The organism is Ensifer sp. ENS09 (assembly GCF_014852425.1).
Lineage (GTDB): Bacteria > Pseudomonadota > Alphaproteobacteria > Rhizobiales > Rhizobiaceae > Ensifer.
In genome coordinates, this window is the sequence record NZ_JACVBP010000003.1 from 1,011,105 (window position 1) to 1,026,794 (window position 15,690).

Genomic DNA, 15,690 nt, shown 5'->3' on the forward strand with positions numbered 1-15,690 from the left:
GGCGACCGGCTATGAACGTGGCTGAGATGCAATGGAGAGTGTGGGCATGAAGGCAATCGCTCGGGAGGATCGCGGCCTGCCGGCTCGTATCGCAGGCGATATCGGCCGTCGCATCACGCTCGGCGAACTCAAGGTCGGCGAAACGCTGCCGAAGGAGGCCGACATGCTGGCGACGCTCGGCGTCAGCCGCACGACGCTGCGCGAAGCGCTGAAGATCCTGTCGACCAAGGGCTTCATCGAGGCAAAGCCACGGCTCGGGACGCGCGTGCGGGCAGCCGAACACTGGAACACGCTCGATCCCGTCGTGCTGTCTTGGCAAAGCGATGCGGAGGATCAGGCAACGCTTGCCGAAGAACTGTTCGAACTCCGCCTGTCGATCGAGCCGCTTGCCGCACGCCTTGCCGCCAGACGTGGATCTGCGGCCGAACATGCCGAGATCCGCGCCGCCTTCGAGCGGATGGCAGAGGGTGGCGCCCGTGTCGAAGACGCGATCGAGGCCGATATCGCCTTCCATCTCAACATCTTCCAGGCCGCGCACAACCGTTTCCTCCTGCCGGTTGCGTCCGTCATCCGGGCGGCGCTCTCCATCAGCATCCCGAAGACGATGGCGGCGACAGGCGGTTTTGGTCAATCCCTGGCCCAGCACGAGGCGATCCTGATCGCGATCGAAGACCGCGACGAGGACAAGGCGTTCGACCGCGCAGCAGCGTTGATCGCTTCGACCTACAAGCGCAATTTCGCCTCTTAGCCAGTAGTTCCGGCGATAAGGCCCGCACGTTCGAGATCGTCACCACGCCTCAGGGGGAGACCTGATCCAAGAAAATCAGCCGCAGAGGTTCTTCAAGGAGAGCATCGATTTCGGCGGCGAAGGCTTGAAAATGGGGTGTCGCGAAATGTGCGTCGAGCGCAGCCTGGTCGGCGAAAGCCTCGCGCATGTAGAAGGTTCCGGGCTCATCGCGCAGCTCGAACAAGACATAGTCGAGGTTGCCGGGTTCTGCCCGCGTTGGGGCGATGAGGCCGAGCAGGCCCTGCCGGAGGGTCTCGTGCTGGTGCGGCTTGGCCTTCAAGATCGCGATGGAGATTACCTTTTCTGTGGTCATGACGGCTCCTTTCGTCGGACGTTGTCTTGGCGATCATCCAGCCGAAGCTTTCCCACGGGCGCGCGACGACCCTGTCCGTGGTTCTGCGGATGGTTGGTGCAAACGGGTTGAAATGCTTTGGGCCGATCAGGACACGTCCTCATCAAAGAGCCCCGATCGACTACGAGAGACGTTAGTACCGTGCGGCGTGGTCTGATAATCCGTGACGAACAGAAATGTTATTTCGGAACTGCCGAATAATCTTGGCTCGGTGTGTCGGTTCCGGCTCGGGGCCGTCGGCCAGTGCCCAAGCCGACCTCCAGGCAATCGCCGACGCGCCCCGCGCTTTTCTATGATCGAATGGCGTCGAGGACGGTCTGGATCAGTCGGCCGGACGGCACGTTGCGCGGCCGGAGCAAGCCGATCTCACGGTTTGGCGCATTCGGTAGCGGCAGACGAGCCACGCGCAGGTTGTCGAAGAGCGGCGAGCGCCAGTCGGGCATCAGCGATACCCCGAGCCCAGCTTCAACCATCATCGATATGGCTTCCAGTGAATCGAGCTCCAGCCACTCACGGGGAAGAATACGCTGGGTTTGAAGGTAGCTATCGGCCAGCCGGCCGCCCCAGTTGCTTCGGTCGTAACGAATGAATGGTTGCTCGCGAAGCAGGCGATCGACGGGAATGTCTGCAAGGTCCGACGGGGCCAGGAGAACGAACCGTTCCGACCGGATGAGGTCCCAGCTGAGCGTTTTGGGGATGGGGAAGGGCGGTTTGACAAGGATCGCCGCGTCGATCCTCTCCTCCGCGACACTGTTATAGAGTTCGGCCGACGTACCCGGCAGCAGGAAGATGTCGACGCCCGGCATCCTGTCGAAGACCCGCCGCAAGGCGTTCGGAAGCAGGCCGGTCAGAACCGTCGAGATGGCGCCCAGCCGGAGTTCTCCGAATGCCTGATCGTCGCGCGCCAGGCCCTTCAGCTGCCTGACTTCGGCCAGAACGCGCCGGCTCTTTTCCAGGATTGCGACGCCCGCTTCGGTTGGCTTCACCCGCCTGCCAGAACGCGCAAGAAGAGGCAGTCCGATCTCGTCTTCCAGCGCCTGGATGCGTTGCGCGACCGCCGCCGGCGTGACGCCCATGCGGCGCGACGCCTCGGCGAGAGAGCCATGCTGAACCACTGCCAGAAAGGTTTCGAGAAAGCGTGTTTCCATCGTTAGTTTTTCTATCGTCTGAAGGGATAAAAAGGAAGGTTTTTCTTCCGTTTTCGCCTTGTCATAGTGCCGCCAAACACAGGAGGAAGAGTTGGATCTTCAGTTGAATGGCAAGACGGCGCTCGTATTCGGCGCCGGTGGCGGACTTGGTGGCGCGATCGCCAGGTCGCTTGCGGCCGAAGGCGTTTCCGTCGTCGTGGCCGACATCCACGAGGAAAGCGCCAAGGCGACCGCGCAAGCAATCAAGGAGACAGGCGGCAAGGCCATTCCGCTCGTTTGGGATATCGGCGACCTTTCCCTGATCGGTCAGAAGCTCGATGCCATCAAGGCTGCGTTCGGGCCGGTCGACATCCTCGTCAACAACACCGGCGGGCCGCCGCCGACGCCCGCCGCCGGACAGTCGCCCGACGATTGGTCGAAATATTTCGATCTCATGGTTCGCTCGGTGATTGCGGTCACCGATGCGGTGCTTCCGGGCATGCGCGAGCGCAAATGGGGCCGCATCGTTACTTCGACGTCTTCCGGCGTCGTCGCGCCGATTGCAAATCTCGGCATATCGAACAGCCTGCGGCTGGCCTTGGTCGGCTGGTCGAAGACCCTGGCGCGCGAGGTCGGCCGCGACGGCATCACCGCAAACATCGTGCTGCCGGGGCGCATCGCCACCGGCCGGATCGTCTTTCTGGACGAGCAGAAAGCCAAGCGCGAGAACCGGCCCGTTGCCGATGTCACGGCCGAAAGCACCGGGTCGATCCCGGTCGGCCGCTACGGCGATCCGAAGGAATATGGCGACACCGTCACTTTCCTTGCCAGCCCCCGCGCCTCCTACATCACCGGCTCAGTCATCCGTGTCGATGGCGGCCTGATCAACAGCATTTGATTTGGGTCTCCCATGACACTTGAGCCTCACGTCGTTGAAACCCTGAAGAGCGTCTCCACTGCGACGCTTACGACGGTTCTCCTCAAAAAAGGGCTTCGCAACATCTGGATGCGCGGCACGAAGCCGCTGAAGCCCGGCCAGGGACGGGTTGTCGGCAAGGCATTTACGCTGCGCTTCATTCCTGCCCGAGAGGACCTCGCTACGCCTGCAAGCTGGGCGTCGCCAATCTCTACCCGGGCGGCGATCGAAGCGATGCCGGAGGGCTGCATCGCCGTCGCCGATGCGGTTGGCGTCAGTGACGCCGGCATCTTCGGCGATATCCTGTGCGCCCGGATGGCGAAACGCAAAGTTGCCGGCCTCGTCACCGATGGCGTGATGCGGGACGGCGAGGGGGTGCTGGCGAGCGGCATGAAGGTGTGGTGCAATGGCATCGCAGCACCGCCTTCCGTCGCAGGCCTGACCTTCGTTGGATGGCAGGAGCCGATCAATTGCGGCGGCGTTGCCGTTCTGCCTGATGATGTTGTCGTGGTCGACGACGACGGCGCAGTCCTTATCCCGGCCGCGCTCCTCGAAGAGGTGCTCGCTGAGGCACCCGAACAGGAACGCATAGAAGGCTGGATCATGAGCGAAGTGGATCGGGGCGTACCGCTTCCCGGTCTTTACCCGATGAACGCTGAAACGAAGGCCCGCTACGAGGCCTGGAAGGAAAAGCAGAAATGACGTTCAGCACGCAATCCAAGGGCGTCTACGCCATTGCGACGACACCGTTTTTCGAGGACGGCTCGATCGACTTCAACTCGATCGACAAGTTGACGGACTTTTATGAGGAGAGCGGTTGCACCGGCGTCACGATCCTTGGGATCATGGGGGAGGCCCCGAAGCTCGAGCCGGAGGAAAGCCGAGCCATCGTCAAGCGCGTTGTCTCCCGGTCGAAGATTCCAGTGATCGTCGGGGTCTCCGCTCCAGGCTTTGCCAGCATGCGCTCGCTGGCGCGTGACTCGATGGAGATGGGTGCTGCCGGCGTCATGATCGCTCCGCCACCCGGGCTGCGCACAGATGATCAGATCGTCAACTATTTCGCCGGGGCGGTGGAAGCGGTCGGCGAAGATGTGCCGTGGGTTCTGCAGGATTACCCGCTGACCCTCACGGTTGTCATGACACCAGGCGTCATCGCAAAGATCATCACCAACCACCCGTCCTGCCTCATGCTGAAGCACGAGGACTGGCCCGGTCTTGAGAAAATTTCGAAGTTGCGCGCCATGCAGAAGGCGGGCGACCTTCGCGAGTTTTCCATCCTCTGCGGCAACGGCGGCCTGTTCCTCGACTTCGAGCCGGAGCGCGGTGCCGATGGAGCCATGACCGGCTATGGCTTTCCGGACATGCTCACCGAACTGATGGAGCTTTCTGCGGCCGAAAAGAGGGATGAAGCACACGATCTCTTCGACGCGCACCTGCCTCTGATCCGTTACGAGCAGCAGCTCGGGATCGGCCTTGCCATTCGCAAGCACGTTTTGAAGCGTCGCGGCGTCATCGCCACCGACGCGCAGCGCAAGCCGGCACAGATGCTCACGTCGACCGCGCGGGCAGAAGTGGATTACCTGCTTGCCCGCGTCGCGCGACACGACAAGCGCGCTGCCCTTTAATTGGCCGCCTGTCCCAAGCCCGTCCACTGCCGATCAAAGGCCACGGACGGGCGTAGAGGGGCCATCCTCCACCATCCTGAGCCGAGGGCCATGAGGACGGGATTTCGGTCTTGGCGATCGTCGAACATGGCGGTTGAAGAACGAGGCTTGACGATGCAGGGCCAGGAAGATTTCCTTGAACGAACGTTGCGGATCGGTGTGATCGTTGCGGTCGCCATCTTGCTTGCGACGATCCAGTACGTGGTCTCCTCGCGATCTCTCTATCCCGCTCTTTGAGAGAAAGCCGCGCTCGCACACCTTAAGCTGGCGGGCTTGGCTGCTTTCCTCGCGCATCTCTTTCAACGAGTGAAATAGCCCTGCCACCCAACAAGCAATCGCTTGATGGGTGGCAGGGCTTTGCCCGAGACTTACGCCAGCGTGTAGGCCGTCTTGACGGTTGTGTAGAACTCGGCGGCGTAGCGTCCCTGCTCGCGCGATCCGTGCGACGAGCCCTTGCGGCCGCCAAACGGCACATGGAAGTCGACGCCCGCCGTCGGCAGGTTGACCATCACCATGCCGGCCTCCGCATTGCGCTTGAAATGGGTCGCATGCTTCAGGCTGGTGGTGGCGATGCCCGACGAGAGGCCGAAGGGTGTGTCGTTGGCGACAGCAAGCGCCTCGTCATAATCCCTGACCCGGATGACCGATGCGACCGGCCCGAAGATCTCTTCGCGGGAAATGCGCATGGCGTTCGTCGCCTCGGTAAACAGCGCCGGCTGCAGGTAGAAGCCGGGCGTGTCGCGCTTCAAGAGTTCGCCGCCGAAGGCAAGCTTGGCGCCTTCCTGCTTTCCGATAGCGATATAGTCGGTGTCCTGGTTGAGCTGGCTCTGGTCGACCACCGGGCCGATCTGGGTGCCAGCCTTCAGCGCGTCATCAATGGTCAGCCCCTTCATGCGCTCGCCCATCGCGGCAACGAAACGATCATGAATGCCCTCGGTGACGATGAGGCGGGACGACGCGGTGCAGCGCTGGCCGGTGGAGAAGAAGGCGGAGTTGACCGCTGCCTCGACCGCGACACCGAGGTCGGCATCGTCGAGCACGACGAACGGGTTCTTGCCACCCATCTCCAGCTGGTATTTGCGATTGTGCTCGACGGAGGCCAAGGCGACGCGTTTGCCGGTACCGGTCGAGCCGGTGAAGGTGATGGCGTGCACGTCGGGGCTGTCGAGCATCGCCTGGCCGACGACCGAACCCTTGCCCATGACGAGGTTCAACACGCCCTTCGGCAGGCCGGCGCGGTGCAGGATATCGACGATCGCCCAGGAACTGCCGGGCACCAGCTCGGCCGGCTTGAAGACAACGGTGTTGCCGTAACAAAGCGCCGGCGCGATCTTCCAGGCAGGAATGGCGATCGGGAAATTCCAGGGCGTGATGATGCCGACGACGCCGACCGGTTCTCGGGTGATCTCGACGCCGATATTGGGCCTTGCCGACGGCAGCACTTCGCCCGCCAACCGCAGGCATTCGCCGGCGAAGAAGTCGAAGATCTGGCCGGCGCGCACCGTCTCGCCGATGCCTTCGGCCAATGTCTTGCCTTCCTCGCGCGACAACAGCCTGCCGAGCTCGTCCTTGCGGGCAAGGATCTCGTCGGCGGTTTTTCTCAGGATCGCATGGCGCTCGAGGATGCCGGAGCGCGACCAGGCCGGAAACGCCGCCTTCGCAGCGGCAATCGCCGCCCGCGCATCGTCCGCTGACGCGCGGGCATATTCGCCGACCACGTCGTTGGTGTCGGACGGGTTGATGTTGCGGAACGCTTCGCTACCGGCGATCCATTCCCCATCGATCAGGTTTTTCTGCACCATATCTATCCTCCGCGGCGCTCACACTTTGACTATGTCTCTGCTTATCGGACGCGATGGGGCCGGCAGAAAGAACAATCTTTCGACCCCGCCATTGCCGAAACGGCAAACCTGAAGGTCGGTCCGAGCGTTGCCGTATCGGCAATACCAACCGCTAAAAATTGTGCTTTATGAGATGCCAAATTCCATCATCATCGCTCCCATAACAAGCAAGGGGAACGATATGTCTCGTTTAATGATGAACCGCCGAGGTTTCCTTTCTAGTGCGGCCGCAATGGGCGCGATTGCCGCCACCCATAACCTCATCAATGTTTCACCCGGCCTTGCGGCCGATTCCGCCACCATCCGCATGCAGCTCGGTTGGCTGCCGTCGAACGGGCTTCTCGGAGAGCTCGTGGCCCGCAAGAAGGGCTACTACGCCGAACAGAACATTGAGCTCGAAATCGTGCCCGGCGGACCGAATGTCGATGGCGTTGCGGGCGTTGCCGTTGGCCAGTCGACCATCGGCCAGATTTCCTCCAGCCCGTCCGTCATGCTGGCGCGTTCGGCCGGCGCGCCGATCAAGGCATTCGCTGCCGGCTACCAGAAACATCCCTTCGCCTATTTCTCCCGCAAGGCAAATCCGATCGCCAAGCCTCAGGACATGATCGGCAAGACGATCGCCGCGATCCCGACCTCGGTTATCCTTCTGCGCGCGCTGCTCGCCAAGAACGGGATCTCGGAAGACCAGGTCAAGATCGTCAACATGGGCTCGGACATGAACCAGCTGGTGACCGGCCAAGCCGATGCGGTCTGTGGATGGCTGACGAACGTCAACGCGCTGAAGGTGCTCGGGGATGACAGAGTCGATCTGACGCTCTGGGATGGCGGTATCCGGCTCTATGCCAACGTCTACTATACCACCGACGACCAGCTGCAAAATCACGCGGACCAGCTCGCAGCTTTCGTATCCGGTTCGGCCCGCGGTTGGGGTTATGCCCGTGACCATCAGGAAGAGGCCGTCGACATCCTGCTCGAATCCTACCCCAACCTCGACAAGGCGAGCGAACTGGAGGCCATCGGGCCGCTGATGAAGTTCGTGTTCAACGAAACCACCGCGAGCGAGGGCTGGGGTGGCATGGACCAGGCAAACTGGGCGGAGCAGATCAAGACCTATGCGGACCTCGGCCAGTTCACAGGTCCGGTTCCCAACGTCGACGACGTCTACACAATGGCGATCCTGGATGCGACCGCCGATGTCCGCAAAAGCGTAGGGTAAGGCGATGCTGGAAACGCTCATCAGACCTGGCCAGGCTTCGGTCGGCAACGCCGCCGTATCGGTGAAGAACCTTCACATTCGCTTTGGCGCGGATGATTCAGGCTTCACTGCACTCTCGGATGTCTCGGTCGAGATACCGGCCGGCTCGCTCGTGACCATGCTCGGCCCATCCGGCTGCGGCAAGTCGACCTTGCTGCGTACGGTCGCGGATCTCGTGCACATCACCGACGGTTCGGTGTCGGTGCATGGCCAGACGCCGCGCAAGGCGCGCGAGGGGCGCGATTTTGCCTTCGTCTTCCAGGAAGCAACGCTGCTGCCGTGGCGCAATGTGATCGACAATGTGCGTCTCCCGTTGCTGGTGGGGAAACGCGAGGCGGGCGCGACCTATGCCGATCCGGAGGAGCTTCTCGCCCTCGTGGGGCTCAAGGGGCGTGAAAGGTCGATGCCGCACGAATTGTCGGGCGGCCAGCGCCAGCGCGTGGCGATAGCACGCGCGCTGGTGACCCGCCCGCGTATTCTCCTGATGGACGAGCCCTTCGGTGCGCTGGACGAGATCACGCGCGACAAGCTCAACGAAGAGCTGCTGCGCCTCTGGCAGGAAACCGGCACGACGATCCTCTTCGTCACCCATTCGATCCCCGAGGCGGTCTTCCTCGGTCAACATGTGCTGATGCTCGCCGCCCATCCTGGCCGCGTCAAAGAATTCATGAAAGTCGACCTGCCGTATCCGCGGTCCCTGGCGATGCGCGACACGGTCGAGTTCATCCAGGTGACCGCCCACCTGCGCAAACTTTTAGGAGAATGCTGATGGCCAATGCCCTTCCTTCACCGGCGGAAGGCCGCGCTTTGACCGACGGCAACCGGTTCCGGATCCTGGACGGCCTTGCCGCTGCGATCCTGCGGCATCTGCCGGCGACACTCGCGATCCTTGGCTGCATCCTTTTGTGGCAACTCGTCGTCTGGGGTTTTTCGGTGCCGACCTTCATGGCGCCCGGGCCGGTCGACGTCATCAAGGCCTTCGGCGAAAACGCCGGCGTGCTCTGGACGAACTTCTGGCCGACACTCATGGAGGCGGTTCTCGGCTTCATCTTCGGCAACGTGATTGCCGTCCTTCTGGCGGTCTGGTTCGTCTATAGCCCACTCGCGGAGCGCGCCTTCTATCCGATCGCCGTCATCATCAAGTCGATCCCGATCATCGCTCTTGCCCCAATCCTGGTGCTGCTCGTCGGCAACGGCATCGCGCCGAAGATCATCATCGCCGGCCTGATCTGCTTCTTCCCGACGCTGGTCAACATGGTGCAGGGACTGAAGTCGGCGAGCCCCGCAATGCTCGATCTGATGCGCATCCTGTCTGCCAGCAATTCTGAAATCTTCTGGAAGGTTCGCCTGCCGGGCTCGTTGCCTTTCCTGTTCGCCGCGCTGAAGATTGCGGCAACCAGCAGCGTGATGGGTGCCATCGTCGCCGAATGGATCGGCTCCAGCTACGGTCTCGGTGCGCTCATCATCGAGGCGACCTACAATTTCCGTTCGCCGCTGCTCTATGCGACGGTGGTGATTGCGGCCTCGCTTGCCGTGGTTCTCTTCTTCGCCGTCTCCTACGCGGAATCGAAGATCGTCCGCTGGAAACCGACGACGGACCACTGACCCCTCAAACCCTTTGCTGCCGGACCTGGATACCCGGGTCCGGTCAACGACGAAGTCACTGGCTGTGAGCTCCTCACATTTCGCCGGACACTTCCCCTATGGAGGAAACGACTATGGAAACAATCAGAGAACCCCTGCGCAATGCCCGGATCGTCGACCGCTCGGACGTCGTCGTCGTCGGCGGTGGCCCGGCTGGGATCTCCGCCGCGGTTTCTGCGGCACGCACCGGAGCGAGCGTCACATTGCTCGAACGCTATCCTTATGTCGGTGGCCTTGCGGCAGGCGGCATGGTTCTGGTGCTCGACGACATGGTCAACGGCGTCGAAATCACCGTGCGCGGCATCTGCATGGAAATGATCGAACGGATGAAGACGCTTGGCCTTTGCGTCACGCCGACGGATGGCGACCGCCAGCTCGATATTCGCGATACGCCGGAGGCCTGGCAAAGATGGGCGCGCTGGGGCCTGTTCGACTTCCACACGCCGTCTGCGCCGCACCCGATCTGCTACGCGGCCGCCTTCGATCCGGACGCCTTCAAGCGCGTCTCCTATGATATCCTTCGCGAATCCGGCGTGAAGCTCAGGACGCACAGCTGGTTCTCCTCGGCAATCGTCGAGAACGGCACGATCAAGGGTGTGGTCTGCCAGACGAAATCTGGCCGCGAGGCCATCATGGGCGACGTCGTCATCGACGCCTCGGGCGACCTCGACGTTGCCGCCGATGCCGGTGCCCAGCATACGGACGGCAATTTCATCCTGACGACGGTTTCCCGCTGGGGCGGCATCGACACCGAAGCCGCCGAGCGCTTCGAGTTCGAGGAGCCGGAAAAGTTCAAGGCAATCGATCACGAGGCCAAGCGTCTGATCGGTGGTTGCTGGTCGTTCTGGTGGCTGAAGACCCCGCTGCCGGGCGTCATCTGGCTCAACTGCCCGCACATGCCGAAGCTCTCCGGCCTCCGTGTCGAAGACCTGACCTATGCGGAACTCGAGGGCCGTGGCCGCATCGCCCGCCTGCTCGACTTCGCCCGCGCCAACCTGCCGGGCTTCGAAAATGCCCATGTGATCGATTTCGCGCCGCAGACGGGCGTGCGCCAGTCACGGCTGCTCCAGGGCGAATATGTCGTCACCAAGGACGACGTGATGAACCGCCAGCACTTCACCGACACGGTGTGCCGCGGCCGCGATTACTACACGCCCTATAGGGCCATGCTGCCCAAGGAAGTCGATCAGTTGATCGTCGCAGGCCGGCATTATTCCGCGACCATTCAGGCGCAGAAGTCGAGCCGCGAGATCCCGCCCTGCATGGCGATGGGCGAGGCGGCTGGTGTTGCCGCCACTGTCGCGCTCAATGCCGGCGTCAAGGTGCGAGACGCCGATGTCAAGGCGATCCAGAAGCAGCTGCGGGCGCAGGGTGCCGATCCCGGCGACATACCATCCGAAAACGCAACCTATCTGGAGGCCGCAGAATGACGTCTCTTCCCCTCGACGGTATCCGCATCGTCGATTTCACCCAGGTCATGCTTGGCCCGTGCTGCACGCAGATGCTGGCCGACTACGGCGCCGAGGTCATCAAGGTCGAAAAGGCCAAGATCGGCGACCTCTCGCGCTGGTCGCTGGGTTCGGACCCGGATGGCCTCAACAATCCGGTTTTCTCCTCGCTCAACCGCAACAAGAAGAGCCTTGCACTTGACCTCAAGCAGGACGAGGCGCGGGCGGCCGTCCGCGCGCTGATCGACACGGCCGACGTGGTTGTCAACAATTTCCGCCCGGATGTGATGGAGCGCATGGGCTTCGGCTACGAGGAACTCAAACGGACAAACCCGCGACTGATCTACGCTGTCGGTACCGGCTTCGGCCTTGAGGGTCCCTACCGGCACAAGGGCGGGCAGGACATCCTGGCGCAGGCGCTTTCGGGCGTCATGCGGCGCAAGTCCGATGCCAGCCATCCGCTGTCGATCTACGCGACGCCACTTGCCGACTACTCGGCCGGCATGCACCTGGTGCAGGGCATTCTGCTTGCCTTGCTGCATCGGGAAAAGACCGGGCACGGGCAGCAGGTGGCGGTCAGCCTCTACAGCTCCATGCTCGCCATGCAGATGCAGGAAGGCACCACGCACATGATGCGGGAAAAGGACCTGAACTGGGGCGCCTTCCCGCTGACCGGCGTGTTCGAGACCACCGATGGCGCCATCGTCATGGTCGGCGCCTTCAAGCAGAATCCGCTGCGCGACATCTGCACTGCGCTCGAGATCGAAGACCTGTCCCTCCAACCGCAATTTGCCGACTTCGACGCGCAGATGCAGCGCCGCCCGGAATTGCAGAAGATCTTCCGCGAAGCGTTTGCGAGGAACAGCAGCGCCCATTGGCTCGGCCGGCTGGAGCATGTGGACATCCTCTGCGCACCGGTGCGATCGCTTCCCGAAGCCCTTGACGACGAGCAGACGACGATCAACCGCATGATCCTCGAGGCCGGCGAAACGAAGGCCGGGCCGATCCGGCTGGTCGGCTCGCCGATCGACATGTCGGCGGCGACCGTGACGGTGCGCATCGCCCCGCCGAAGCTCGGCGAGCACAATGACGAGGTCCTTTCGGGACTTTCCGTTCGTCGGGGAGATGCGGCATGAGCGTCACCTTCGTCGTAGAGGATCGCGTCGCCAGCGTCACGCTGAACCGCCCGGAACGGATGAATGCGGTGGACGCCGCAACCGAACGCGAACTGGAGGCGATCTGGCAAGAGATCGAAGCGCGCGACGACATCAGCTGCGTCGTGCTGACGGGCGCCGGAGAACGGGCATTTTGCGCCGGGGCTGATCTGAAGGGGGCCGAAAAGACCGGTCTTGAATACTGGACCGAAAGCCGCCCGAACGGCTTCGGGGGACTGGCGTTTCGCCGCTCGCTCGACGTGCCCGTCATCGCCAGGGTCAATGGCTACGCACTCGGTGGCGGGTTCGAGATGGTTCTCGGCTGCGATATCGTCATCGCCTCGACGGAGGCGGCGTTCGGCCTGCCCGAAGCCCGCGTCGGGCGCCTGCCGCTCGATGGCGGCATGGTGCTTCTCCAGCGCCGGATCCCGCACAATCTTGCCATGGGTGTGCTGTTGACCGGCCGGCGTTTCTCGGCAGCCGAGATGCATGCCTTCGGCATCGTCAACGAACTGGTCGAACCGGGTGAACTCGACGCGGCCGTTGCCCGCTGGGTGAAGGAAATCGTCGCCTGTGCGCCGCTCTCGCTGCGCGCCATCAAGCAGACGGTCAATCGCACTGGGCATCTGTCTCCGGCCGAGGCCCAGGGGCTGCGCACGCCCGCGCTCGTCAAGGCGCTGAACAGCGAGGACGCGATGGAAGGCGTCAGCGCCTTTCAGGAGAAGCGCGCGCCCGTTTGGAGGGGACGATGAGCGTGTTATAGGTCGGAGCCCAGGGGAGGAGGGGTCCAATCGAATGCACGCCAGCATCCTGAAATACTTCGTCTCGGTCGCGCGGTCCGGGTCCATTCGCAAGGCCTCCGAGGAGCTCCATGTCGCGTCCTCGGCGGTCAGCCGGCAGATCAAGAAACTGGAGGACGAGCTTGGGATAGCGCTCTTCGAGCGGCTCTCGAATGGCTTGCGGCTGACAGTTGCCGGGGAAAACGTGTTGCGCCACGCCCGGGTGACGCTGGAAAATTTCGAACTGCTGCGCAGCGACCTCGGCGCCCTGCAGGGGAAAAAGACCGGTCGCGTGCAAATGTCCTGTCTCGACAGCCTGGCCATCCAGTTCCTGCCGGACATGGTCAACGCGTTCCACAGCATCCACCCCGGCGTGAGCTTTCACATCCATACCGCCGGTCACGGCAATATCAGCAGCCTGGTCGCCGAAGGCGATGTCGATATGGGCATGACCTTCGATCTCGCCCGGCCTGACGATACCGAGATGCTCTTTCGCGTGCCGATGCCGCTGATGGCTTTCGTTGGTCGGGAACACCCGCTGGCCAAACAGCGGCAGGTCTCGCTTGCCGAATGCGCCCAGTACGACCTTCTCCTGCAACTCGACACGCAACCGATCCGCTCGCTCATCGAAATCGAACTCTCGGTCTTCGAGCGGACCGGGCGGCCGTTTGTCCTCTCGAACAGCCAGATGATGCTCAAGCCATTCATCCTGTCCGGTCAGGGTGTGGCGTTCTTCACGCCGATCGGATTCCTTGCCGAGATCAGGTCGGGCGATCTCGTCGCCATACCGCTTTCCGGCTCGCGTCTTCAGAACCTGCATATCGGGATTCTGGTGCAGCGACGTCGGCAGCGCACGCACGCGGCCGAGGCCGTCATCGAATTCGTTGGCGCAGAACTGCAGAAGTTCAGCGACCAGATCATGGAGGCGATTCATCCGTGAGTGCAGCATCCGTTCCCGGGCGGCTTCTCCTGCAACCTGGCCACGAGGCTGCAGGGCGCGCGCCAAATCTCTTGGACCATTTGCCTGAGGGCGCCTCATGGACGGCGATCCCGGCCGATGCTCTGCTGATGCCGCCGCCCGTCAATGCCCATGACCATGGCTATGGCATCCGCACACTTGATTTTGGCAATGTCGACGATGCCCTGGAAGTGTGGATCCCGGGACTGCGGCTCCGGCCGCGAACCGACCCCTATCTGGAAGCGCTGGTGGCCTTCTCGAGGTTGGCGCAAACGGGCGTCGGCGCGACCATGCATTGCCATAATTCTCTGAACATCGACCGTCTCGTCGACGAGGCCGGCGCGGTCATGCGGGCGGCGAGCGAGGTCGGCATAAGGCTTGCGCTTTCCTGTCCGCTTCTCGACTACGATCCGTGGGCCTATGACGGCGGGCCTGAGCGATTGCGGCCGTATCTCGCTCCGGCAGACTGGGACGATCTCAGCGCCTCGATCCCGAAATATGCGTCGCCATCGGTGCAGATCTCGGCAGCAGACGCGGTCGCCGCGGCCAATACAAGTCCGTTGATCGATGTGCAGTATGGTCCGATCGGGCCGCAATGGTGTTCCAATGCACTGCTCGAAGCGATCGCCGAGGCCTCTCACGCAACCAGCCGGCGCATTCACATGCATCTGCTCGAAAGCCCGAGGCAGAGGCAATGGCTGGATCGACGCTTCCCGCAAGGGGTCGTCCGATATCTCGACGAGATCGGGTTCCTCTCGCCCCGCCTTGCCGTCGCCCACGGCGTCCAGCTCAGATCGGACGAGCTGGAACTGCTGGCTGCGCGCGGCGTACAGCTCGTTTCGAACCCGTCTGCGAACTTGCGCCTGCGGTCAGGCGTGGCACCGGTCGCCACGCTTCCGGCAAGCGGTCCAGCCTTCGCGTTCGGCCTCGACGGAACGGGCTTTGACGACGACCAGGATCTCTGGCGCGAATTGCGCCTTGCCCATCTTTTGCATGGCGGCCGCGACCTGACGCGAGCCTTTACGGCGGGACGTGTCTTCGATGCCGCGATCCATGTCGGCGCCAAGGTGGTGAATGCACCGGCGAACGAAGACCTGGTGCTCGTGGATTATACTGCGCTGATTGCCGACAGCCTGATGGACGACCTGGATGAAGCGGAGGTGCTGCTCACGCGGATGACGGCCGCGCATGCAAAGGCGCTCTATGTCGGCGGACAGGAGATCATGTGCGATGGACGGTTGACCCGGGTCGATTTCGAGGCTGCCCGGGCCGAGCTTCTGCAGCAGGCGCGCGCGGACCTTCCGCGGCTGACCGCCGAGCGCGGACGCGTGACCAAGCTGGCCGCGGCAACAAGGGCCTATTACGCCGACTGGTGAGCGCGCCGGTAGGCGTCGCCCTCCGGTCTCCTAAGGGGCGAACTTGCTAAGCGATCGCCGTTGCCTTCTCGAAGGCGGCAACGAACGGATGGTCCTGCGTCGTGGAACTCTCCTTGCTCCAGCCGCCGGGCGACCCCATCCCCGTGACGTCGGACCCGAAGAACTCCTTGTTCACAGCGATGAAATGGCGCTGGCTGTCGGGTATCTCCTGATCCCAGACAATGGCATCGACGGGACAGATCGAAAGACAGAGGCCACAATTGATGCACTCATCCGGGTGGATGTAGAAGGTGCGGCCACCCTCGTAGATGCAGTCCACAGGACAGGCGGCGGTGCAGTCGCCATCCTTTATGTCGATGCAGGGTTCGGTAATGACATAGGCCATCTTG

At 62.8% G+C, this 15,690-nt stretch carries 17 protein-coding genes; 13 read left to right on the plus strand and 4 right to left on the minus strand.

Annotation, left to right across the window (positions count from 1 at the left end; translation table 11 throughout):
• The first annotated feature begins 46 nt into the window (after positions 1–46).
• Positions 47–748 (plus strand): FadR/GntR family transcriptional regulator, encoded by a 702-nt coding sequence (locus tag IB267_RS19855; protein ID WP_192449124.1) that lies wholly within the window; start codon positions 47–49, stop codon positions 746–748.
• A 49-nt stretch (positions 749–797) separates the two neighbouring features.
• On the opposite strand, the gene IB267_RS19860 is transcribed toward IB267_RS19855, so the two are convergent.
• The gene (locus IB267_RS19860; RefSeq protein WP_192449125.1) at positions 798–1,100 is read right to left on the minus strand and encodes a putative quinol monooxygenase; all 303 of its coding nucleotides are present in this window, start codon (positions 1,098–1,100) and stop codon (positions 798–800) included.
• A gap of 329 nt (positions 1,101–1,429) precedes the next feature.
• Entirely contained in the window at positions 1,430–2,287 is an 858-nt protein-coding gene (locus IB267_RS19865) for a LysR family transcriptional regulator (protein ID WP_192449126.1), read from the minus strand.
• Positions 2,288–2,378: 91 nt separating this feature from the next.
• On the opposite strand from IB267_RS19865, the gene IB267_RS19870 reads away from it, so the two are divergent.
• From IB267_RS19870 to IB267_RS19885, 4 genes are all read left to right on the plus strand, one after another.
• Complete coding sequence (locus IB267_RS19870) at positions 2,379–3,164, plus strand: SDR family oxidoreductase (protein WP_192449127.1); 786 nt, start codon at positions 2,379–2,381, stop codon at positions 3,162–3,164.
• Between the two features lie 12 nt (positions 3,165–3,176).
• Positions 3,177–3,884, plus strand: coding sequence for a ribonuclease activity regulator RraA (locus tag IB267_RS19875; protein ID WP_043612598.1), 708 nt, complete (start codon positions 3,177–3,179; stop codon positions 3,882–3,884).
• Positions 3,881–4,807, plus strand: a complete 927-nt coding sequence (locus IB267_RS19880) for a dihydrodipicolinate synthase family protein (protein WP_192449128.1) — start codon at positions 3,881–3,883, stop codon at positions 4,805–4,807. Before IB267_RS19875 ends, IB267_RS19880 begins: the two co-directional genes overlap by 4 nt.
• Positions 4,808–4,933: 126 nt before the next feature.
• Entirely contained in the window at positions 4,934–5,083 is a 150-nt protein-coding gene (locus IB267_RS19885) for a hypothetical protein (protein ID WP_192449129.1), read from the plus strand.
• A 131-nt stretch (positions 5,084–5,214) separates the two neighbouring features.
• On the opposite strand, the gene IB267_RS19890 is transcribed toward IB267_RS19885, so the two are convergent.
• Positions 5,215–6,648, minus strand: coding sequence for an aldehyde dehydrogenase family protein (locus IB267_RS19890; RefSeq protein WP_192449130.1), 1,434 nt, complete (start codon positions 6,646–6,648; stop codon positions 5,215–5,217).
• Between the two features lie 220 nt (positions 6,649–6,868).
• On the opposite strand from IB267_RS19890, the gene IB267_RS19895 reads away from it, so the two are divergent.
• The 8 genes from IB267_RS19895 to IB267_RS19930 all read left to right on the plus strand — a co-directional run bounded on the left by IB267_RS19895 (position 6,869) and on the right by IB267_RS19930 (position 15,301).
• Positions 6,869–7,903, plus strand: a complete 1,035-nt coding sequence (locus IB267_RS19895) for an ABC transporter substrate-binding protein (protein ID WP_192449131.1) — start codon at positions 6,869–6,871, stop codon at positions 7,901–7,903.
• 4 nt (positions 7,904–7,907) lie between these two features.
• A complete protein-coding gene (locus tag IB267_RS19900; RefSeq protein ID WP_192449132.1) occupies positions 7,908–8,711 on the plus strand; it encodes an ABC transporter ATP-binding protein in 804 nt (267 codons plus the stop codon).
• Positions 8,711–9,547, plus strand: a complete 837-nt coding sequence (locus tag IB267_RS19905; protein ID WP_371742573.1) for an ABC transporter permease — start codon at positions 8,711–8,713, stop codon at positions 9,545–9,547. Before IB267_RS19900 ends, IB267_RS19905 begins: the two co-directional genes overlap by 1 nt.
• A gap of 113 nt (positions 9,548–9,660) precedes the next feature.
• Complete coding sequence (locus IB267_RS19910; protein ID WP_246765122.1) at positions 9,661–11,016, plus strand: FAD-dependent oxidoreductase; 1,356 nt, start codon at positions 9,661–9,663, stop codon at positions 11,014–11,016.
• Positions 11,013–12,170 (plus strand): CaiB/BaiF CoA-transferase family protein, encoded by a 1,158-nt coding sequence (locus tag IB267_RS19915; RefSeq protein WP_192449135.1) that lies wholly within the window; start codon positions 11,013–11,015, stop codon positions 12,168–12,170. Before IB267_RS19910 ends, IB267_RS19915 begins: the two co-directional genes overlap by 4 nt.
• On the plus strand, positions 12,167–12,940 hold the full coding sequence (locus tag IB267_RS19920; RefSeq protein WP_192449136.1) for an enoyl-CoA hydratase-related protein: 774 nt from the start codon (positions 12,167–12,169) through the stop codon (positions 12,938–12,940). Before IB267_RS19915 ends, IB267_RS19920 begins: the two co-directional genes overlap by 4 nt.
• Before the next feature lie 43 nt (positions 12,941–12,983).
• Positions 12,984–13,907, plus strand: a complete 924-nt coding sequence (locus IB267_RS19925) for a LysR family transcriptional regulator (protein ID WP_043612307.1) — start codon at positions 12,984–12,986, stop codon at positions 13,905–13,907.
• Positions 13,908–13,978: 71 nt separating this feature from the next.
• Positions 13,979–15,301, plus strand: a complete 1,323-nt coding sequence (locus tag IB267_RS19930; protein ID WP_246810769.1) for an amidohydrolase family protein — start codon at positions 13,979–13,981, stop codon at positions 15,299–15,301.
• A gap of 46 nt (positions 15,302–15,347) precedes the next feature.
• Here the strand turns inward: IB267_RS19930 and fdxA are convergent, their stop codons facing one another.
• Complete coding sequence (gene fdxA, locus IB267_RS19935; protein WP_192449137.1) at positions 15,348–15,686, minus strand: ferredoxin; 339 nt, start codon at positions 15,684–15,686, stop codon at positions 15,348–15,350.
• Positions 15,687–15,690 lie beyond the last annotated feature (4 nt).